At 49.7% G+C, this 20,308-nt stretch carries 17 protein-coding genes; 7 read left to right on the forward strand and 10 right to left on the reverse strand.

The window, feature by feature from the left end; all coding sequences use genetic code 11:
- The first annotated feature begins 427 nt into the window (after positions 1-427).
- The 3 genes from AC6R0S_RS08470 to AC6R0S_RS08480 are packed head-to-tail and all read left to right on the forward strand — an operon-like array spanning position 428 to position 5,485.
- Positions 428-1,084, forward strand: coding sequence for a TetR/AcrR family transcriptional regulator (locus tag AC6R0S_RS08470; protein WP_500631998.1), 657 nt, complete (start codon positions 428-430; stop codon positions 1,082-1,084).
- Positions 1,074-2,387, forward strand: a complete 1,314-nt coding sequence (locus tag AC6R0S_RS08475) for an efflux RND transporter periplasmic adaptor subunit (RefSeq protein WP_500637698.1) — start codon at positions 1,074-1,076, stop codon at positions 2,385-2,387. The genes AC6R0S_RS08470 and AC6R0S_RS08475 overlap by 11 nt, the downstream gene beginning before the upstream one ends.
- Entirely contained in the window at positions 2,384-5,485 is a 3,102-nt protein-coding gene (locus tag AC6R0S_RS08480) for an efflux RND transporter permease subunit (protein WP_500637699.1), read from the forward strand. Before AC6R0S_RS08475 ends, AC6R0S_RS08480 begins: the two co-directional genes overlap by 4 nt.
- Positions 5,486-5,545: 60 nt before the next feature.
- Here the strand turns inward: AC6R0S_RS08480 and AC6R0S_RS08485 are convergent, their stop codons facing one another.
- The gene (locus tag AC6R0S_RS08485; RefSeq protein WP_334551700.1) at positions 5,546-5,716 is read right to left on the reverse strand and encodes a hypothetical protein; all 171 of its coding nucleotides are present in this window, start codon (positions 5,714-5,716) and stop codon (positions 5,546-5,548) included.
- 227 nt (positions 5,717-5,943) lie between these two features.
- Here AC6R0S_RS08485 and AC6R0S_RS08490 point away from each other — a divergent pair, with 227 nt between their 5' ends.
- Positions 5,944-6,420, forward strand: coding sequence for an HAD family hydrolase (locus tag AC6R0S_RS08490; RefSeq protein ID WP_500637700.1), 477 nt, complete (start codon positions 5,944-5,946; stop codon positions 6,418-6,420).
- A 98-nt stretch (positions 6,421-6,518) separates the two neighbouring features.
- On the opposite strand, the gene AC6R0S_RS08495 is transcribed toward AC6R0S_RS08490, so the two are convergent.
- Positions 6,519-7,127: a DUF6198 family protein gene (locus tag AC6R0S_RS08495; protein ID WP_500637701.1), complete on the reverse strand. Its 609-nt coding sequence runs from the start codon at positions 7,125-7,127 to the stop codon at positions 6,519-6,521.
- A 288-nt stretch (positions 7,128-7,415) separates the two neighbouring features.
- On the opposite strand from AC6R0S_RS08495, the gene AC6R0S_RS08500 reads away from it, so the two are divergent.
- Positions 7,416-8,123, forward strand: coding sequence for an SDR family oxidoreductase (locus AC6R0S_RS08500; RefSeq protein ID WP_500637702.1), 708 nt, complete (start codon positions 7,416-7,418; stop codon positions 8,121-8,123).
- Positions 8,124-8,173: 50 nt separating this feature from the next.
- Here AC6R0S_RS08500 and AC6R0S_RS08505 read toward each other — a convergent pair whose 3' ends face one another.
- Together AC6R0S_RS08505 and AC6R0S_RS08510 are read right to left on the reverse strand one after the other, a co-directional pair.
- The gene (locus AC6R0S_RS08505) at positions 8,174-9,505 is read right to left on the reverse strand and encodes a diguanylate cyclase domain-containing protein (RefSeq protein WP_500637703.1); all 1,332 of its coding nucleotides are present in this window, start codon (positions 9,503-9,505) and stop codon (positions 8,174-8,176) included.
- Between the two features lie 2 nt (positions 9,506-9,507).
- On the reverse strand, positions 9,508-10,506 hold the full coding sequence (locus tag AC6R0S_RS08510; protein WP_500637704.1) for an ABC transporter substrate-binding protein: 999 nt from the start codon (positions 10,504-10,506) through the stop codon (positions 9,508-9,510).
- Positions 10,507-10,863: 357 nt separating this feature from the next.
- Here AC6R0S_RS08510 and AC6R0S_RS08515 point away from each other — a divergent pair, with 357 nt between their 5' ends.
- Together AC6R0S_RS08515 and AC6R0S_RS08520 are read left to right on the forward strand one after the other, a co-directional pair.
- Positions 10,864-11,064, forward strand: coding sequence for a hypothetical protein (locus AC6R0S_RS08515; protein WP_334551694.1), 201 nt, complete (start codon positions 10,864-10,866; stop codon positions 11,062-11,064).
- Between the two features lie 297 nt (positions 11,065-11,361).
- A complete protein-coding gene (locus AC6R0S_RS08520; RefSeq protein ID WP_500637705.1) occupies positions 11,362-13,836 on the forward strand; it encodes a bifunctional diguanylate cyclase/phosphodiesterase in 2,475 nt (824 codons plus the stop codon).
- Between the two features lie 68 nt (positions 13,837-13,904).
- Here AC6R0S_RS08520 and AC6R0S_RS08525 read toward each other — a convergent pair whose 3' ends face one another.
- From AC6R0S_RS08525 to AC6R0S_RS08550, 6 genes are all read right to left on the reverse strand, one after another.
- The gene (locus AC6R0S_RS08525) at positions 13,905-14,903 is read right to left on the reverse strand and encodes an MBL fold metallo-hydrolase (protein ID WP_500637706.1); all 999 of its coding nucleotides are present in this window, start codon (positions 14,901-14,903) and stop codon (positions 13,905-13,907) included.
- 17 nt (positions 14,904-14,920) lie between these two features.
- Positions 14,921-16,840: a TonB-dependent receptor domain-containing protein gene (locus AC6R0S_RS08530; protein WP_500637707.1), complete on the reverse strand. Its 1,920-nt coding sequence runs from the start codon at positions 16,838-16,840 to the stop codon at positions 14,921-14,923.
- Between the two features lie 129 nt (positions 16,841-16,969).
- The gene (locus tag AC6R0S_RS08535; protein WP_500637708.1) at positions 16,970-17,908 is read right to left on the reverse strand and encodes a LysR family transcriptional regulator; all 939 of its coding nucleotides are present in this window, start codon (positions 17,906-17,908) and stop codon (positions 16,970-16,972) included.
- A 177-nt stretch (positions 17,909-18,085) separates the two neighbouring features.
- Positions 18,086-18,250 carry a hypothetical protein gene (locus AC6R0S_RS08540; protein ID WP_500637709.1) on the reverse strand — a complete coding sequence of 55 codons (165 nt, stop codon included), beginning with the start codon at positions 18,248-18,250 and terminating at the stop codon, positions 18,086-18,088.
- A 140-nt stretch (positions 18,251-18,390) separates the two neighbouring features.
- Positions 18,391-19,212, reverse strand: coding sequence for an HAD-IIB family hydrolase (locus tag AC6R0S_RS08545; RefSeq protein WP_500637710.1), 822 nt, complete (start codon positions 19,210-19,212; stop codon positions 18,391-18,393).
- Positions 19,205-20,305: a sn-glycerol-3-phosphate import ATP-binding protein UgpC gene (locus AC6R0S_RS08550; protein ID WP_500637711.1), complete on the reverse strand. Its 1,101-nt coding sequence runs from the start codon at positions 20,303-20,305 to the stop codon at positions 19,205-19,207. Before AC6R0S_RS08550 ends, AC6R0S_RS08545 begins: the two co-directional genes overlap by 8 nt.
- Positions 20,306-20,308 lie beyond the last annotated feature (3 nt).

Consider the following 20,308-nt stretch of genomic DNA (forward strand, 5'->3'; position numbering starts at 1 on the left):
ATTTGTAATGTATAATTTCGTTTTTAACATTTAATTATAGATAACAATAATGTTACTTTAGACACCGTTGGTCACACCGATGAATCAAGAGTTTAATTGACGAAAAACGGTGTTAATGAGACACCATTCTTTCGGTATTTTTATAGTGATTACTATTGGGGTAATGACTTTGAAAATATCGCTTTAAATGGCGTTTAATAACACTCTCTACGTGTGGCAAACATTCCAAACTATCTCATTTCATACTTTGATCCGTGCGGTTTGCCCACTGCACGGTTTTTTTTCGTCTTTTTCTCGAGACATCGCATTTTGTGAAGCATCGCAATAATTATCCACTTGATTAACAGGTGAATAATTTTTCTCATGTCGAAGCGCCAGTTTGCCCCCTATAATTATCCAATTGTTTAATTGTTGATTGGAGAAGCCCGTGCAAGAGAGACCACGCCGCGCAGGTCGACCGACGCAAAACATTGATGCCCGAGACGCGCTCATCCTCCATGCGCGCGAACTGTTTATGGCGATGCCGTATGACAAGGTCTCGACACGTTTAGTTGCGCAAAAAGCGGGGGTCAACGCCGCGATGATTCGCTACTACTTCGGCAGCAAAGAGGGGCTGTTTGAGACCATGCTGAGAGACACACTCGAGCCGATGAAACATCAGTTGCAACAGATGTTTAGTGTCGGTTCTCAGCAAAGTTTTATCGACATTATGCGCACTTACTATCAAGAAATGCACAAAACGCCGCACTTTCCCAAGCTCATTTGGCAAGTGATGAATATGCCTGAGTCGCAAACGCAGCGAAAACTCATGCAGAAAGTCTTTGATGACGTGGGCCGGCCTATGCAGTCAATGATTTTTGAGAAGCTGGCCGCCAACGGCATTATTCGCCCGGGTATGGATCCCCTGCTGTGTCGAGTCTCCTTTATCAGCTTGATGGTGTTTCCGTTTATCGCACCCGCTTCTCTTCTCTCGATTCATGGCATTGAACTGAGCGAATCTTTTTTAAACCGATTACTTGAACACAATATTGACGTTCTTAAATATGGCTTTTTACAAGCCCAAGGCGAACACGATGAAAATTAATAAGAAACTGCTGTTTTTCCCTGCGCTTGGGGTCGGGATCCTCATTCTCGCCCTCGCGATCATGACCAAGCCGCAACTGCCTGTAAAGCCAGCGGGCGAGCGTGCCAGACTGGTCGATACCCAAACACTGGAACTCAAAGCGATAGCGCCACTGGCAATTGGTTTTGGCAAAGTTACACCAAAAGTCGAGTGGAAAGCCATCGCGGAAGTCACGGGGAAAATTGTCTATCGACACCCGGGTCTTGAAAAAGGACAAGTCCTACGTGCGGGGACGGAAATTCTGCGTATTGACCCGCTCGACTACGAACTCAAATTGGTTCAAGCCCAAGCTGATCTCAATTCTGCTCACACCTCTTTAGCTAAGCTCAACCAAGAAGAAGCCAACCTCAAACAGACGTTAGTGATTGAGTCAAATCGACTCGACATTGCCAACAAAGAACTCGCGCGCCAACAAAACCTGCGTCAAAAAGGGCTGAACTCTCAATCCGACGTTGACCAGCAGCAGCAAAGCACCTTATCGCAACGTAAACTGGTGCTCGACATCGAGAACCAAATCGGCTTGATGCCTGACGAAAAACGCGTTGCAGAGGCACAAGTAAAAGTGGCAACCTCCAAAGTGGACGAGGCCAAGCGCTCTCTCGAGAAAACCATCATTCGCTTGCCTTACGACTTACGCATCGCCAGCGTTGACATCGAGCAAGACCAAGTGGTCAATCTACAGCAAACCATGGTGGTCGCTCATGGCATACAAGTGATGGAAGTGGAAGCGCAGCTCTCGATTCATGACATGCTCACCATCGCAGCAAGCCTAGGTGAATTTGGCCGCGACGACTCCGGCATTCCGCAACCCAATATGACGGATATTAAAGCCAACGTGCAGTTAAGTAGCGGAAACCTCAAAGCCTCGTGGCCTGCGCGTGTGGCGCGCATCAGTGAAACGGTCGATCCTAACCAAGCGACGGCGGGCGTCATCCTCGAAATCGAGCAAGACTATCGCGCACTTGCGCCGGGCGCTACGCCGCCACTGGTTAATGGCATGTTTGTGCGCGCGGAAGTCGAAGGCCAAGCCAACCCGAGTTGGGTTATCCCTGAGCGGGCCCTCCATGGCAATACCATTTATCTGCTCGATGAAGAGAGTAAATTGCGCATGGTGCCGGTTGAGGTACTTTATCGCCGTGATAACCAAGTGGTGATCGAGGGGGATTTGGAGCAAGGCCAAGCGTTGATTCTCAATGATCTCCTCCCTGCGATTGAAGGGATGCTGCTCAAAAATGCGCGTTCGCCACAGGAGCCGAAATCATGATTCGTTTTTTCGCCAAGCACCCAACGGCGGCCAACTTATTGATGCTCACCTTGCTACTGCTCGGCGTGACATCTCTCACCACCATCAAACGTGAGACATTCCCTGAGTTTGATCCGCCATATATCATGGCGGGCGTCGTCTACCCCGGCGCGTCGCCACAAGAGGTCGAAGAGAGCATTTGTGTGCGCATGGAAGACGCGGTGGATGGTCTGGCCAATATCGTTGAAACACGCTGTGAGGCGGTCGAAGGCTCAGCGCGTTTAGTGCTAAAACTGGACGAGAAAGCCGATATTGGCCGCATGTTGGTGGATGTGCAAACTCAAATCAACGCCATCAACGATTTTCCGCAGGAGATCGAATCTCCTATCGTTCAAGAGTTGGATTGGAACGAGCCTGTGGTTGATGTGGCTATCACCGCAGATACCACATGGCCAGAGTTAAAAGCCTACGCCGAACAGCTTAAGCGAACGTTAAAGCTTGACTATGGTGTGTCGCTGGTCGATGTGGCCGGGTTTTCTGATCACCAATACCGAGTGGAACTCGATACCAGTGCCATTCGCCAACTGGGTCTGAGTGTTGGCGATATCGCGACGCAAATCGGCAAGCAGAACGTCAAACTGCCCAGTGGCAACGTGGAAACACCTGACAAAAACTTTCTCATTCGCTTTGATGAGCGACGCGTCACACCAGAGGCGCTCGAAACGATTGTGGTTGGCTCTGGGCCAAATGGTTCTCTGATTCGCTTGCGAGACGTGGCTAAAATCACCGATCGCTTTGAGCTCGATGAGCAAAAAGTGCTGTTTGATGGTCACCCATCCGCCCTACTTAAAGTGAGCAAAAACAAAGAAGACGACGCACTGCGCATTAAAGAGCGCGTGGCTGCCTTCGTGGCCGACCAACAAGCGCACGCGCCCGATGGCGTCACCCTTGAAATGACCAATGACCTCTCATCGGTGTTATGGGACCGCCTGACCATGATGGTACGCAACGGCTGGCAAGGGATCGTGTTGGTGTTTGCCACCATGTGGCTCTTCTTTAGCCTACGCTACTCGTTTTGGGTGGCCGCAGGCTTACCGGTGGCTTTTTTAGGTGGGCTGTTCTTGATGGCGCAGCTTGGGCTATCCATTAATATCATGTCCTTGGTCGGCTTATTGATGGCGATCGGTATCATGATGGATGATGCCATCGTCATCGCTGAATCCATTGCCGCCCATTTAGATCGAGGTGAAGAGATCGATGACGCGGTGATCAAAGGCGTCAAAAAAGTGCTCCCTGGGGTGATCTCCTCATTCTTAACCACGGTGTGCATCTTTGGTAGCTTGCTGTTCCTGCAAGGAGAGATGGGCGCAGTGCTCAAAGCGGTGCCGCAAGTCCTGATTTTGGTCTTAACGCTCAGCTTGGTGGAAGCGTTTTTGATTTTGCCGAATCACCTGTCGCACTCACTGCACAAGCAGAAAGTCGAAAAAGCGCCCAATCGTTGGAAGAAGCGACTGCTCGATTCATTTGAGCATTTTCGCAACACCACGCTGGTCAATGCTGTCGACAAAGTGGTGGCCTACCGTTACGCATTTTTAGGCGCGGTGGTGGCGATGCTGTTGATCTCTGCCTCTACACTGGTGAGTGGCATTTTGAAGTTCCAACCCTTTCCTGAACTGGATGGTGATATCGCCGAGGCTCGAGTGATTTTGCCGCCGGGATCTTCGCTGCGCCAAACTGAACAGGTGGTGGATCACATTGTTGCTTCAGCACGCAAACTCGATAAAACCTGGAGTCAGGAGTTTGAGCAAGGCAGACCGCTCGTTGAACACATCACTAGCCAGTTTAATACCAACGCGGATGCCAATGAGTCTGGCCCACACATTGCGACGGTGAGACTCGATCTGCTTGGCGCGGAAAGTCGCAACACCCTTATTGATGATTTCATTGCCGCGTGGCGCGATGATGTCGGTGAGCTCGCCGACCCCATCTCTTTGGTATTTAAGCAGCCGACAATGGGACCGGGTGGCCGCGCGATTGAAATTCGCGCCAAACACGATTCATTGGAAGAGCTTAAAGCCGCCTCCATTGAGATTCAGCAATACCTCAACGAATTTGATGGCGTACATGGCGTCTTAGATGACATGCGCATGGGCAAAGAAGAGGTGTTGGTGAAGCTGCGCCCAGGCGCTGAGAGCTATGGGGTCAACGGGCAACTGATCGCATCGCAACTTCGCGCGGCGTTCTTTGGACAAACGGCGGATGAAATTCAAGTCGGCGTGGAGAACATTTCTATCGAGGTGAGGCTGGACAAAACGCAGGCTGGCGATCTTGGCCAGTTGGCCAACTTCCCTATCATTCTTGCAGACGGAAGCCAGATCCCACTGGCCAGTATTGCAACCTTGGATTTCCAACGCAATTACGTGCGCATTCAACGTATTGATGGGCTAAGAACCGTGAGTGTGTTTGGTGATACTGACAACACCAAAGCCAACTCCACCGCCATCATTCGTCAGTTTCAGCAGCAAGAAGCGCCAAGACTGGTCGCTAAATACCCGGGGCTGAGATTTGATTTTGAAGGCGAAGCGAAAGACGCCGCGGAAACCGGCGCCTCAATGGGTAAAGGGTTTTTGCTCGGGCTGTTTGGCGTGTTCGCCATCTTAAGCTATCAGTTCCGCAGCTATCTTGAGCCGTTTGTGGTCATGCTGGCGATTCCACTGGCGTTTATCGGTGTGGTGTGGGGCCACGTGCTGCTTGGCCACCCATTGAGTATGCCGAGTATGATGGGCTTTGTATCGCTGGCGGGGATCGTGGTGAACGATTCCATCTTACTGGTGCAGTATATCCGCCACCATGTCGATGAAGGGGACAGCGTGCACGACTCCGTGGTCAAAGCGAGTCGCGAGCGTTTTCGCGCCGTCTTTCTCACCTCGATGACCACCGCCGCCGGCTTACTGCCGCTCCTGACGGAAACCAGTTTGCAAGCGCAGGTTATCCAGCCGCTGGTCATCTCGATTGTGTTTGGTATCTTCGCCTCGACACTCCTGGTGCTGTTTATGATCCCGGCTGCCTACGCCATCCTAGCGGATTTTGGCTTGGTGCATAAACACGAGGAAATCTAACAAAAAATAAGGCCAGAGAACATGCTCTGGCCTTATCTTAGAATTCTCTCATCCGAGCAATTACGCTGCTTTAGATGATTGAGCGATTTGTAGATCTTTAGCTGGGTAAGTCAACATCAATCCGTCCGCTTTAACGTGCACGTAAAAACCGCCACTGCTTAAACCGTAAACGGTCATTGGGCCGAAGTCCTTACCTTTTGTCGCTACTACCACATCACCGATTGCGTACATTTAAACCACCTCAATTAACTGGATTTTTCACTAACCTACCTTAGGTTATGCGGCGACTGTAAGGGCATTTTTATCCGGTGCCTAATCCAGTTTTTTATCGTTTCGATTAGCAATAGTTAACCATTTTCAATTAGCGCTGGATTTCTCGTAATAGATTGAAAATAATGACCAATCAACACCTTCCCATTCACCGAGGGTGCCAACGAACAAATATGGGAGAGCGGGCAATGACGCAACCGATCTATCTCTTTGATTGGGGAGATACCTTAATGGTCGATTTTCCAGACCAAAGCGGGAAAATGAGTACATGGGAAAAAGTCGAAACGGTAGAAGGCGCCGAGCAGACGTTACAAGCACTCGCAAAAGAGCATGCGGTTTACGTGGCCACCAGCGCTCAGCACTCCTCAGAAAGAGACATTGAACAAGCCTTCCAGCGAGTCGGGTTAGACAACTACCTGAACGGCTACTACTGCAAGGCGAACCTAGGGTTAGAGAAAACCAGTGTGGCGTTTTACGACGCCATCGCAGAATCGCTGGAGGTTGAACCAAGCCATCTGATCATGGTTGGAGATTCACTGGAAAAAGACATCTACCCTGCCCAACAAGCCGGGCTCAATACGGTTTTGTACAACCCAAACAACGATGCGGTACCTGAAGGCATCACACACATCCAGTCACTGACTCAGTTGCTCGAACGCGACTAAAGTACAAGCCAGAGAACAAAAAAGGCAGAGCTCAGTGGTCAATACCACCTTGGCTCTGCCCTTTTCATCTGTGACAAACTCGAGACATTAACGTCAGATTAAGCCGCCGTGGGTTTGGGCTGATAGCGACCCGGTTTATGGTTCATGGCCAAGATAAGGTTAGTCGCAATCGCGCCCAGTACCGACAATAGAATCAGATGGATATCGACGATAAACAGCGACAAAATCACGATGGTACAGTCAAGACCCATTTGCACTTTACCGGCACGAACACCAAAACGCTCCTGAAGAAACAGCGCCAAGATGTTAAAGCCACCTAAGCTCATTTTGTGACGGAATATCACCAGCATACCAACGCCGATTAATCCACCACCCAGTAACGCCGCATACACGGGTTCAATACGGGCAATCTCAATCAAGTGATGAAGATGGTCGACCGCAAACGACACTATGGTCACCGCAATAAACGTGTTGATGGTAAAACGCCAGCCCATACGAGTGACCGACAAAATATAGAAGGGTAAGTTGAGAGCGAAAAACACCTGACCAAAACTAAAATCACTCACTTTAGTGAGGAAAATCGCCAACCCCGCGGTGCCACCCGTGAGCAGACCTACCTTGTTAAAGAAGATCACCCCAAGTGAGACCAGGGCACTACCTAAAATGAGGGCGAGTAAGTTTTCTCGCAAGCTATGTTCATTGTCCATAATCCGGCTTCCTATCCTTTAGATTCAAAAAATTCTCAGAATCAAACGGGCATAAGATGAAGTTGTTTGGCAAAAATGTCGAGATCGTCCGTGATAATGATCACATCATAAGTGTTAAAGGAAGTTTACACAGTGTTCACCAATTCAGTGCATTTAGGGCGTACCAGCCCATACCACTGTGTGTTGAAAGAGGTTGAGCGCAACTCGGTGAGCGCTGTGCCGCTTTGATCCGTACAACGCCTTGTGATTAAACAGGCACAAGCGTCATTGAGAGGAGTAAAGCAGAGAATGAAGGTTTTAATCGTGGGTGGCTCTGGCGGTATTGGCCTTGCTATGGTCAAGCAGCTTATTGAAGATGACACTGTCGACACCGTTTATGCGACGTTTCGCCAACGTCAACCGTTGCTTTCGCATCCCAAGCTCAACTGGTTTTTGGTGGATGTGTGTGATGAGGCGCAGATTGAGCACTTAAGCCAAACCATGAGCCAACTCGATTGGGTCATCAATACGGTGGGCCTGTTGCATGACGACACGCATCAACCAGAAAAGCGACTTGCGCAGCTCGACAGCGCGTTTTTCCTTCGCTCAATGCAAACCAACGCACTGGCGACAGTGTTGCTCGCTAAACACTTGCAACCGCTGCTGATGAAGAGCAAACAGCCGAAATTTGTGAGCTTATCGGCTCGGGTTGGCAGTATCAGTGACAACCGTTTGGGTGGCTGGTATAGCTACCGCGCCTCAAAGGCGGCACTCAATATGATCATCAAAACCCTGAGTATTGATTGGTCACGGTTTAAGCCGAGCAGTTGCGTATTCGCGCTGCATCCTGGGACAACCGACACGGCGCTGTCGAAACCTTTTCAATCCAATGTCCCCGAAGGAAAACTGTTTTCCCCTGAGCGTGTCGCGCGTCAATTACTGACGATGGTGTCACAGGCCGATGAGCAGCTCAGCGGTGAGTTTCTCGCTTATGACGGGGCGCGCATTGAATGGTGAATGACCTTTAACAGACGATCACGCCATTGGCCACCACTTATCGATAAAGACTATTTGGCGATAGGCTGAATCGATAAGTGGTGGGAGGCCAGTTGCCATGTTGGGCCTCTGTGGCCTTTCGCTTGGTACATCGCCAAGTCCGCCAAACGCATCAAACTGGTTCTGTCTTGCGCATGGTCTGGGAAACAACTCACCCCGATACTCACGTCTAATCTCACCGCTTCGCCCTCGAACACGATAGGTTGATTGAGGTGATGCATCAGCTCATCAATAAGAGTGTCGAGACAGGAGAAATCATCGAGTAAATCGAGACAAACGACAAATTCATCGCCACCCAGCCTGCCGACAAAATCACTGTCACGGAACGAGTGGCTCAATCGATGCGCCACCGTCACCAAAATACAGTCCCCTGCGTCATGGCCAAAGGTGTCATTGATCTGCTTGAATTTGTCCAAATCAATAAACAGCAACGCGAGCTTGTGGTGCTGCAAACGCGCTCGTTGCAAGGCATCGTCCAGTTTGGCATTAAAGGCACGGCGATTTTTTAGGTTGGTTAACGTGTCATGCTCAGATAAGAACGTCAGCTGCTTCTGTTTCTCTTTTAACTGCAACGTTTGACGTTCCACTTCACGTTGTAACTCTTGCTTGGTCACCGTGGTCTCTTTGAGGTTGCTGGTCATGCGATTGAAAAAGGTCGCTATGGTTTCAAATTCTGAATCCATTTTTTTCAGCGATACCTTGGAGTCTAAATCCCCTTTGGATACCGCCACAATCGCCCTTTTGATTTCCGTCGCCCCAATACGATAGCGAAGGAAAATGTGCAAACTGATCAAACACACCACAACCGAGCCGATGATCATCCACCCGGCGGCAAACCACATCAAGGCTTTGAGTTCGCGGGCGCTCTTATCCAATACTTGGCGATGCACATACGCAAGCTCCTCAGTCATGGTTTGTACAATCATGCTGTAGCGAGATTGAAACAGCTCACGACTGCTCAAATCACTCGCCAACGGTAAGGCCGAATCTTGCGCCGAATAGATCCGACTCTCTTGCGCAATCACAACGGAAAGGCCGTCACTCATTCTTTGCATATTGTCCAACCGGTGATCACGGTTTTCAAAAGTGCTGAGCTGCGCCGCGAGGTCTGAATGAGCGCTGATGACGTGATGCAAGCTCTGCTCATCATAAAACTGCATGAACAACCACAACTGACTTCTCAACATATCCACCGACAGTTGCAGTTCGACCACCTGATCCAATTCGATTTTTGTTTGACGCTGCTGGGCGTTAATGTTTAGCAATAGCACCACAATCAACACGGTCAGTACGAGTGTGGTCCCAAACAATAACGAGAGTTTCTTGGTTAACGACTTCAGCATAATTAATCTCGCAGCTCCGACCATTGCTCAAACGGCTCGGTGTAGAGCAGTTGACGAAAATCTGGCATATCATTGTCAACCAAACCATTTTGCTTCGCCCAACGCGCTTGGATCTGCAGGTTGGACAGCAGAGCGTTGCCTAGGGACAATCTGAACACATAGTCATCCCACGACCACGTGATTTGTTCCGCCGGCAGCGCAAGAAACTCCGCCGCCAGCTTCTGCGCGTTCTCTGGGTTGAGGTGAATCCACTCTATCGCTTGATCGAGCGATTGAATCAGTTGCATAGGTGCATCATTAGCTTGAGCCAAATAGGGTTGAGTAGAAAGTAGATTAAAGCTCAATTGATACAGTCCGGTTAAACCGAGATGATTAATTTCACCGCCGGTTGCTTGGTGAATCTGGTAGATCATGGGCTCCCAAGCCGAAATGGCATCCACCTGCCCTTCAAGTAGCGCTCTGACTATCTCTGAAGATGCTACAAACACCTTGTTGATATCGAGATGGCTCGCCTCATGGGACAGCAAGACCGCATCCAAATAGAACTCGCTCGCACTGCCTTGAATCACGCCAATGCGTTTACCTTGCAGCTGACTCACTTGACGAATGTCCGACGAACTGAGTGAGACCAGTTTTACGTCATTGTCTGACTCGACGAAGGTGGCCAGTAGTGCCAGTTCAGGGTGATCAAAAGCGTTAAACATGGCGACCGATTCCGATGCGGTCGCCAAATCGACCTCGCCTTGCATCAGTAACTTCGCGCACTCGACCCCACCGGTGCATGGGATCATTTCAACGGATAAGCCCTGTTTGTCATACAGCCCCAACGCGTTTGCCACAATAAAGGGGGTGGAGAGTGGCGTCGTCGAGACGGCAATCCTCATCGTATTCGATTCACCTTGCTGACCATTCTTACCTTTGGCGCCCAACCACATAAACAGTGCGACGAAAACCACACTGATCCCTACCCATAGCCACTGACTTTTTGTTGTTTTCTGCATTCATTCTTCGCTTTATGTACGCAATCACGCTCGTATAAATCTAGTCAATAGTTGACTATCTGAACAGAAAAAGAGTGAATAAAGCCGAGGATTTCTCACAATTAACGCGCCCATCAAGCAAAGTGCGCCTTCGGTTGTTGTGCGATTCATGATAGTTAGCCTTATTAGGCTTAATACCTCATGCTTTAGCTCCCCAAACTGGTGCGCGTGCAACCATGCACGCACCAACAAAGTGAAATTAAATTACACAAAATGAATCTTCCGTGACATTAAAAATTAGTTGTTGATCACATTTAAACAATGAACTATGTTACCCAAATACAAACATGTAATTTAACTACAACGAGGGAGTTGGGTATGTTATCAGTGATTAAAAATCTATTCGTTCACGATAGAGACTACGCAGGTCGCGACATCGACCTCGTCATCGAACGCTTGGCGGCGCAAACGAAAACCGACCGTCACGCGTGGTCTTACTTACAAGACCTGTCCGTTTACGAAAACACCACCAGCGGCATGCGCGTGTATCCGCATGAAGTGGCAAAATACGCCGCATAAACGGCGCGCTCAGTTAAACATCGACATTCATATCTCAATAGGCCTCATCGCGAGGCCTATTTTTGTTTCCCTTGTTGCACAGTTTTCTTGTCAAAAGGTGACTCCTCGGACTACTCATTAAGTATCATTTCGTATAGGTTGTTATCAAAGCGGCGACTCAACTTATGAGTGACTCTATCGGTGACGCGATATTGCACATGAGCAGCGAGGCATCGCCCTAGACAGAAGTGTACCCATCGCATCTCTGACACAATCAGTGACTTGATGCGCGGTGTAATAAGAATAAAGTGGTTGTCTATGTATAGTATTTCGCTTTGTGTTCGCTCCAACACTCAGCTAGAGAAACATCTCGAAAAGCAGGAACTTGGCTTTTCTTCTGCGATTCTCATCCAGTTATTTTCCAGCCAGTCCCCTAAGACGGTTCAAGGGCTTTCTCGTACCTTGCACAGCAAATGGCCGGATGCGGTGATTATCGGCGCCAGTGCCCAGCACGTGATCCACGATGGGGTCATAGAGCGCGGAGCGACACAGGTTGTGATCACGCGATTTGATCACACCACCTTGACCTATGCATCAGCGCCAAACGCCAGCGGTGCACAAGGCGGAGAGTCCCTGTCTCACTCTCTGTCACTGAGTTCAGAGACCAAGGCCATACTCTGCTTCGTTGATAGACTGACGGCAAAAGGCAACACCTTCTTCCGCTGCTTTGACAACAGCGCCATCCCCGTCGCGGGCGGCGCCTCAACCATCACGGAGCAAGGCCGCTGGGTGCTGCTCAACGGCGAATGTTACCAAGAGTACAGCGTCGCGGTCGCGATTCACAGCCCTAAGCTTCACGTTTGGCGCTCAGCGTTCAGTGAGTGGAACGCCATAGGTCAGAGATTTAAAGTCACCCAAACATCCGACAACACCGTCTATACGCTCAACCATCAAAACATTACCGAGTTGTACCAGCGCTACTTAGCCGATGGGCAGCAACTGCCGCAACAAAAACTGATTGATTTCCCGCTCATTAAGGGCGACCCGACCCATCAAGATGTCTATCTACCGCAGTATGTGGATGAGAATTCGGGTTTGGTGTTTGATAAAGCCCTTAACGTTGGCGATGAGGTTCAGTTTTGCTATGTGCACCCCGAACTCACCATTCACCAAGTTCAAGACAGCGCTTACCACCTGGCTCAGCAGCAGCCCGATGCGATCTTTGTCTTTAACTGTACGTCTCGACTGGACTTTATCGAGGGCAATCAAGAGTTAGCGCCACTGCAACAAGTCGCGCCGACGTATGGATTTTATTGTATGGGCGAGCTCTACAAAGAGCAGTCCACTCAAGAGATTTTGCACCACAGCATGACCTACCTTGCCATGCGAGAAGGCGACGCCAGCGGCCCGGTACCGTCGCTCACACTCGATAACACCTCCAGTGTGTCGCCGCTGTTTTCGATGATCCGCAACGCGTTTGCTGATTTGGACACGCGCAATCTGCAAATGCAGCACAAAATTCAATCCCAAGCCGACGAGTTGGCATCAAGTTATCGCATTGACCACACCACAGGATTGCCGAACCGCTCTGTTCTTCGTCAACAACTGGCAAAAATCAGCGACGATAAAGCCCTGTTTACACTCAAATTAGCCAATCTCCCCGAAATCAATGAGAAATATGGCTACGCCATTGGTGACCGTCTGCTGATGCTGCTGACCTCTTTTTTCATCGACAATCTGGATGATGTCTTTGCGGACAAGGCCACCTTGTATAGCCTTGGCGTGGGTGAATGGGCGACGATTTTTACCCTTGATAAACAGCTAGACAGCGTACGCGAGCGCTATTACCGTGCCATCAAACAAATAGAACATTTCGATCTGGATCACCTGGGCATTGTGGAGACCGACCACATCGCCGTGTCCATCTGCGCAGGCGTGGTGTATCGCCGTGACTTCCCACATTGCAGCCCGGATGAGCTGTTGTTTAAATCGGTCGATGCGCGTCGCTACGCAATTAAACATCACCGCTATTTGTATAACGCCAGCAACTTGGTTTCTCAAGACCAAGAGCGTCAGGTCCGGTTGAAGCAATTATCTGTGGCGCACAGCGCCATCAATCAACATCAAGTGGTGCCGTTTGTTCAACCGATCTTTGAGGCAAAAACCCGCGAGCCAGCGTTCTATGAGTGCTTAGTACGCTTGCAGCATCAAGGTGAGATTGTCTCTCCTGGCTTGTTCTTACCGCATATTCAAGGTACGCGCCTCTACACCAAGATGAGTCGCCAAATGATCAAGTACACCTTTGCTAAAATGCGCGAGAATAACGATATCTTCTCATTGAACCTCTCTCCGCAAGATCTCCTCGACGACCGAACGCTGGCCCTTTTAGAACAAGAGGTGCATAGCCTTACTGACCCCAGCCGCGCCGGAATTGAGATCGTCGAGTCTGAGCAGATCCGCAACTTTGCGCGCATGCGTGAAGTGTGTGACCATTTTCGCGCCATGGGTGTCGCGATCATTGTGGACGATTTTGGCTCTGGTTATTCCAATTTGGATGAGATCATTAAGCTCGAGCCGTCAGTCATCAAACTCGACGGCAGTTTGATTCGCACCATAGACCAAGACGCCAAACAGCGAAAAATTGCCTCGCAGCTGGTCCGATTGTGTGAAGTGTTTGATGCCAAAACCGTCGCAGAGTTTGTGCACAATGAACAGGTATGCCAAATCGCCACGGACATTGGCATCGATTATCTGCAAGGGTTTCATTTAGGTGAGCCAAGAGCGCTGGATTAAAAGACGCTCAATAAACAAACCAACGCGCACCAAGTGATTAACTTGGTGCGCGTCTGTTCAAGGGTCTTTTATTGCTGCTCAGCGCGAATTCTCAGCACTTGTGCGTAGGTACAATCTCCGAGCATATCGTAGGCATGGAGCGCCGCCTGCCCCATGACGAAGGGATGAGGCTCGTTAGCCTGACGATTCGGTAAATCTCGCAACATTTTTTCCGACGAGCCATCACGTGTAGGGTGATTGGACAGGTAGATATCCACGCCAGCCTCTTTTGCAATCTCTTTAAAACGCTGAGCGGCCTGACTATAGGCAAGGATTCTCTCTTCATCCGGACCATAATTTAGCCCTGTTCCGCCCCACAAACTGACGATGTGTTGTACACCTTTGTCATATACCGGGAAAATTAGCGACATCGTACCCGGCGTGTGACCCGGAGTCAGATAAATGCTCACTGTCGTATCACCTAAGGAGATGGATTCACCGTCGGCTACTGTGATGTCACGTGATGGTTTCTTACCCCAACGAGGACTGGCAAAGTCTTGCACTGGCTGCTCCAGACGCGTCCACTCGACATCGGTCATCACCAAGCGTGGCTGGTAGTGCTCGACGAGGTATTCTTGACCACCATAGTGATCGCCATGACCATGCGTAATGAGCAAATACTTGATTGAATTGGGATCCAAACCCAACTCAATCAACCCCGCTTCAATATATTGCTTAGCTTGCGCGTTGTTATTTAACGCATCGACTAAGATAATGCCGTCACTGGTTGTGATGGCCCAACTGGATACGCCACCCGTGCCGATGTAGTAGAGGTTATCAAACACCTGTGTCGGTGGGATGGGTTCAGAGCGCCCCTTGCCGCTTTTCTTTTCTTTGCGCTTCTGTTCGCTGTTCACTGTGCGAATCGCCATATTTCGAATCGGCGACTCAAGATCGCAAATATTGGTCAAACCTGGAAACAAGTCGGCGTATTGCATGCCTTTTTGCGCATACTCTTGCGCGGTGGGTTCACTGGCATGGGCGCAACATGCCAATGCCATTAGAACAGTCGATGCAAGTACTTTCATTGGTTGCTCTTATCCTATTAAAAAGTGGTATTAACCGCTAACCAGTAACGACGCCCGTCTTCAACATAACCATACTCATCCACCGTTGTTTCTTGATCAAACAGGTTGTAAATGCCTGCCATCAACTTAACGTTGTCTGTCACTCGCCAATTTGCTCCGAGATCAACATAAGTGATAGACGGTGCTAATGTACGCGTGCTTGTGCTGGTAATGTTGTCTTTCTCGCGGCTTTGATAATTGACACGCAACCATGAGTTAACGTCATCGCGAATCGCCCAATCACCATTGGCAGAAATTAGATGCTCAGGTGACTGCACAAGCGGCAATCCGTTGTCCTCGTCATCGGTCTTTTTCTCACTGTGAGTATAGGTGTAACTCGCGCTGACTTTAATCGTGCGCGTCAAGCTTTTCGCCACAGTACTTTCTACACCGTAAGTGTTAGCCTCATCAATATTGACGTAGGTGCGATCACAGCGTCTGCGGTCGGTACAACTCGGGTCGACAAAGTCGTTTTCAATCTTGTCTTTAAACTCGCTATAAAACAGCGTGACATTCGCCGATAAATCCGCAGTATCAACAAAATAGAGGCCCACCTCGGTATTCACCGATGTCTCAGGTGATAGGTCTGCATTACCATACACATCGCAACGGCCGTTACAACTAGGCTGAGCCCAGTCTTCATCCATTTCTGTGAGTGTCGGCGCTCGGTAACCTGTCGATACGCCCCCTTTCAGTGTCCATTCAGGAGCCAGTGACCACACCCCGTAGACTCTCGGGCTAAAGTGACCATCAAAAATATCATTTTGGTCATAACGCAGACCCAAAGTCAGTGCAAAGTCATCCGTTAAGTACCACTCGTCTTCGGCAAACAGTGACCACTGCTTGTTTTTAGACGCCAGTGCGTTGCTGTCGTCCGTCAACTCTTTCTGCTCAAAGGATGCGCCTAAGGTCAAGTAATGTGCAGCAAGGGGTAAGCTCCACTGTGTGTTGAGTAAACTGTTTTCAATTTCTTTTTCAGCACCGTTGTTACGTACTGTTTCTGTGCTGATAAACGTGGTGCCACTGCCCCATTGATAATTACCCGAATGAGTCCCAGCCAGTGATTCACGTTGATATTCACGCTCAGCGACTTGTGACTCGCGTGACACTGACTTATCAAGCGTCGTGACACGCTCTTGATCATGCTGAGTGTATTCAACCGAAAAGGTATCTTCATCAGTCGGAGTCAAATGCACCGCAGCACGGTAGTTGTCGAGCGTCTTACCCGCATAACCACCTTCTATTTCATCCTCTTTTCGCTCTTGGTAAAGACCTGTTAGCGATACACTCAGCAGATCTGGAATCACTGGACCCGCAAGATACAACTGACCTTGATAGCCATTGCCTGAACGAGAATTCTCTTGCAGCGTCGTCTCCACTTGCAGACTGCCGTGCCACTCTTGGTAGTCTTTACGAGTGATAATGTTGATCACACCGCCCAGTGCATCGGAGCCATATAGAGTAGACATTGGGCCACGTACCACCTCAATACGCTCAATCGCACCCAAAGGTGGAAGCCAATCTTGCTCGGTAAAGGTACTGCCGTTGGTCTGCGTTTCACGACCAGACTGCTTACGGCCATCCACTAAGATCACGGTGTATTCTGAAGGCATACCGCGGACGGAAATATCTTGACCATCACCGCCACCGGTCACGGTCACACCCGGGATGTCTTGTAATGCATCAGTAAGATCCTTATAGGCGCGATTCTCGATTTGTGCACGGTCGATAACACTAATGGAAGCCGGCGCTTGAGTCACGGTTTGCTCGTAACCTGCCGCAGTGACAACTAGGGTTTCCATAGAAGAGTTGTCATCGGCGAAGGACGGCATGGATGTCACTGCCGCACTGGCGATCGCCAACGCAACAGGACGAAGAGAAAATGGGTAAATAGACATAATGGTATTTCTTAGACATATAATTGATAATCGTTCTCAATTTAATATCTAATGAAAATGATTCGCAACTACATTATCATCAATAATGGCGAATGCCATTATCCCATTTATGCATAACGATCGGCCTTTTTATGCAGATGTGTGCTCTACGTCAAACAGATCCTTAAAGATGCCGCGAACCCAAATACACATAGGGTCGTCATGAAAACGCTTATGCCAATACAAATAGACATGTTGGAACGCCAATCTCAACTCTGGCGGTACTTCTCTCGCAATCAGACGCGCATCTTGGCATGCACGCTGCGCGTAGGGGGTTGGCAAGTGGAAAATAATATCGCTGGTCGCCGCAATATCTGGAGCAGCATGAAAGTTCGATAGTTGCACCGGAATCGACAAGCGATTCTTTTTATCCACTAATCCAAGTTCCATAAATTTATGCTCGAAAGAGAGGGTTTTCTCGCCCTGCAACGAGATTTGACCAAAGCTACAGCCCAACAAATTTTCGGCTGTTAATGTCTCATTGGCCAGTGGATGCGATTTACTCATCAACAAGCGAAAATCTCGCTTGGAGACCAGTGCACGATAAAGATTTTGGTCGCCACTGGCGGGCTCATGTGACGAGAGTGCAAAGTGCACATCGCCAGCAATTAGAGCCTCAAAGTGACGCTGCGGCGTGGTATCCAAACTGACGATCATATTGGGTGCACGCTGCCGAATTTGTGCAATAACAGGCGGCATCAAAGTATTGATTTGCGGCTGCAAGCCAAAAAAGCGAACGGTTGTTTCGATGCTACTGGGATCAAAAGACTGCTTATGAACAAGCGTTTCCAAGCTATTGATGATGAGATTTATGTCTTGTTTAATGCTGTCGGCTTTGGTGGTTAACTCATAACCCGAATTGGTGCGCACCAACAACTCATCATCAAACAGCGTTCGCATTTTCTGCAAAGCTCGACTGACCGAAGATTGGCTGATGTTCATCGCCAAAGCAGTATTCGAAACGTGCTTCTCTTCGAGTAAGTTTTTCAAAATCAGCAGCGAGCTAATGTCGACCTGGGATACATTCATGCTTGGACAACTCTAGAGTCAAAATTCGTCTTAGTCCGCTAGGGTAATCTTTGCTAAGAGAAATGTCAGGAATAAATTGAGCAAACCATGACAGGGACACTCGCCCTCAAGAAGTCAATACCATTAAGCCCTGCCTTAACGCAGGGCTTAATCCGTACAGGGTCATCGCCTCGCCGGTTACTCACCAAAAACTAACAGCTCCGCCGCGTCATTCAATGGGTTGGGGGTCGATTGAGCAGCACTGTAGTGACCGTTGCTCTCTAGATTGGTTTGATTGCTATAACCGGATGTACACGCTGCCAGGGTTATACACGCCAAAATCACCGCTAATGTTTTCATCATTTGTCCCTCTTAATGACCGTCTTTATTGCTCCTTTTCAATCTAGCTAGTCCCGCCGATAGGCGCGAGTCGTTTTACCGAACCTTACCCTGCTTGACACAAAATGACAAAGCAAGGCGACATGTTAAGATTGGAGGGGGTTCTACCGCGCATTTTCACTCCGCTTAGCCAGCGCAATTCGCTCTGCCAGCTCAGCAAAACCAAACCCGCCGTTTGAGTCGGTGATCCACTGTGGCTGGTGATTAAGCTGACTCAGAACATGGCGAATGTTGTGCACGCCAAAGGTCGTCGATAGCCATTCGAACATCCCTTCATCGTTGAGCGAGTCACCCACGTAGGCGATATTTGACAACGCCGGAAGTTGGCCATGATTGTGCGCGCGAAGATAGGCTTCACTGCTGGTGCGCTTAGTGTGCTGACCCAACCAAGCGTTGATGTGAATCGAGCTTTGTGTCGCATTGACGACTTGCCCGTCCACTTCAATAGCGCGAATGTCAGCAAGCAGCTGTTCACACAGCGCTGGAGATAACGGAGTACGCTCTTGGCCTGTGTTGACTGCGACATCGCAGTAACGAAACGCTTGATCGCTGGCAAACGTTACGTCTGGGTAGTCACGCAGCCGCTCGGCAATACGCTCGATTAACGCTCTCTGCTGGCGCGTCATCTCATCCAAAGGCGTAAGTGTGTGGGTGATGAATCCACTCTCGCTGCGGCGCATCCAAAACGCGCCGTTTTCACCAATCACACCATCGAGCGGCCAGAGTTTGGCCATTTGATCGCACCATCCAGCGCAAGCACCCGTGACACCCACCACTTTCACGCCGACATCACGCAGCAGCGTTAACGCATTCAGCGTTTGCGCAGGCAGCTGTCCTTGCCAGGTTAACGTGTCGTCGACATCGGTGAGTAACCAGGTGATAGACGCGAGCGACGCTTGATTAGCGCTAAGCAACGAATCAGGCATTCACCACCTCTTGATGGCGGCCTTCGGTCAGTGAAATGCGCTTCGAGGTGTTGGCATCAAAAAGATGCAGATGCTCGGGTTTGATGTCGACACCAAAGCTATCACCGATGGCGATTTTGCTATGACCTTCGACCCGCACCACCAAACGCTGCGCCTCTTCGTCTAGCGTTTTACAGTAGAGCAAAAGGTCAGCGCCCAGCGCTTCAATCAACTCGACTTCAACGTGGAACCACGGGTTATCATCGCACAGCTGCAGGTGCTCCGGTCTGAGCCCTAGCTTAATATCGCCCAGGTTTAGCGATGCCGTCTCTAGCGGATAGAGCGCCTGAGCCAATTCAATACCATCAATGGTTACACTCGCATCAAGAATATTCATGGAGGGAGAACCAATAAAGGTCGCGACAAAAAGAGAGGCCGGGTAGTCGTAGATATCAAGGGGTGTGCCCACCTGCTCCACGTTCCCTTTGTTCAATACCACCAGCTTGTCGGCCAAGGTCATGGCTTCGACTTGATCGTGGGTGACATAAATCGATGTGGTCGCGAGACGGCGTTGCAGCTTTTTGATCTCCAATCTCATCTGTACGCGCAGCTTGGCATCGAGGTTCGACAAGGGCTCATCAAACAAAAAGACCTTAGGTTTGCGAACAATCGCTCGCCCCATCGCCACGCGTTGTCTTTGCCCACCAGAGAGTTGACCAGGTTTGCGATCCAGTAAGTGATCCAACTCGAGCATTTTAGCGGCCTCATTCACCAAAGCGTCAATCTCTGCCTTCGGTGTTTTTCGGTTGCGTAGCCCATAAGCCATGTTGTTGTAGACCGTCATATGCGGATACAAGGCGTAATTTTGAAACACCATCGCGATATCTCGCTCACTCGGCTCGAGCGCATTGACGATGGTGTCATCGATAAACAAGTCCCCAGAGCTGATCGCTTCCAGGCCGGCAATCATGCGCAGTAACGTCGATTTACCACAGCCACTTGGCCCCACTAAGACCACCATTTCGCCATCGTGAATGGTCAAATCGACACCATGAATCGCTTGGTATCCGTTCGGGTAGCATTTCGCTACGTTATTGAGAGTAAGTGTAGACATGAA

It is taken from the genome of Vibrio sp. R15-SG3-ISO1B, assembly GCF_059833835.1.

Bases quoted from the DNA above. Each gene is read 5' to 3' on its own strand.
- AC6R0S_RS08480 (WP_500637699.1), top strand. From the start codon at position 2,384: ATGATTCGTTTTTTCGCCAAGCACCCAACGGCGGCCAACTTATTGATG.
- AC6R0S_RS08475 (WP_500637698.1), top strand. From the start codon at position 1,074: ATGAAAATTAATAAGAAACTGCTGTTTTTCCCTGCGCTTGGGGTCGGG.
- AC6R0S_RS08550 (WP_500637711.1), bottom strand. From the start codon at position 20,305: ATGTCTACACTTACTCTCAATAACGTAGCGAAATGCTACCCGAACGGA.
- AC6R0S_RS08515 (WP_334551694.1), top strand. From the start codon at position 10,864: ATGTTATCAGTGATTAAAAATCTATTCGTTCACGATAGAGACTACGCA.
- AC6R0S_RS08500 (WP_500637702.1), top strand. From the start codon at position 7,416: ATGAAGGTTTTAATCGTGGGTGGCTCTGGCGGTATTGGCCTTGCTATG.
- AC6R0S_RS08510 (WP_500637704.1), bottom strand. From the start codon at position 10,506: ATGCAGAAAACAACAAAAAGTCAGTGGCTATGGGTAGGGATCAGTGTG.
- AC6R0S_RS08530 (WP_500637707.1), bottom strand. From the start codon at position 16,840: ATGTCTATTTACCCATTTTCTCTTCGTCCTGTTGCGTTGGCGATCGCC.
- AC6R0S_RS08525 (WP_500637706.1), bottom strand. From the start codon at position 14,903: ATGAAAGTACTTGCATCGACTGTTCTAATGGCATTGGCATGTTGCGCC.
- AC6R0S_RS08490 (WP_500637700.1), top strand. From the start codon at position 5,944: ATGACGCAACCGATCTATCTCTTTGATTGGGGAGATACCTTAATGGTC.
- AC6R0S_RS08535 (WP_500637708.1), bottom strand. From the start codon at position 17,908: ATGAATGTATCCCAGGTCGACATTAGCTCGCTGCTGATTTTGAAAAAC.
- AC6R0S_RS08545 (WP_500637710.1), bottom strand. From the start codon at position 19,212: ATGCCTGATTCGTTGCTTAGCGCTAATCAAGCGTCGCTCGCGTCTATC.
- AC6R0S_RS08505 (WP_500637703.1), bottom strand. From the start codon at position 9,505: ATGCTGAAGTCGTTAACCAAGAAACTCTCGTTATTGTTTGGGACCACA.
- AC6R0S_RS08520 (WP_500637705.1), top strand. From the start codon at position 11,362: ATGTATAGTATTTCGCTTTGTGTTCGCTCCAACACTCAGCTAGAGAAA.
- AC6R0S_RS08495 (WP_500637701.1), bottom strand. From the start codon at position 7,127: ATGGACAATGAACATAGCTTGCGAGAAAACTTACTCGCCCTCATTTTA.
- AC6R0S_RS08485 (WP_334551700.1), bottom strand. From the start codon at position 5,716: ATGTACGCAATCGGTGATGTGGTAGTAGCGACAAAAGGTAAGGACTTC.
- AC6R0S_RS08540 (WP_500637709.1), bottom strand. From the start codon at position 18,250: ATGATGAAAACATTAGCGGTGATTTTGGCGTGTATAACCCTGGCAGCG.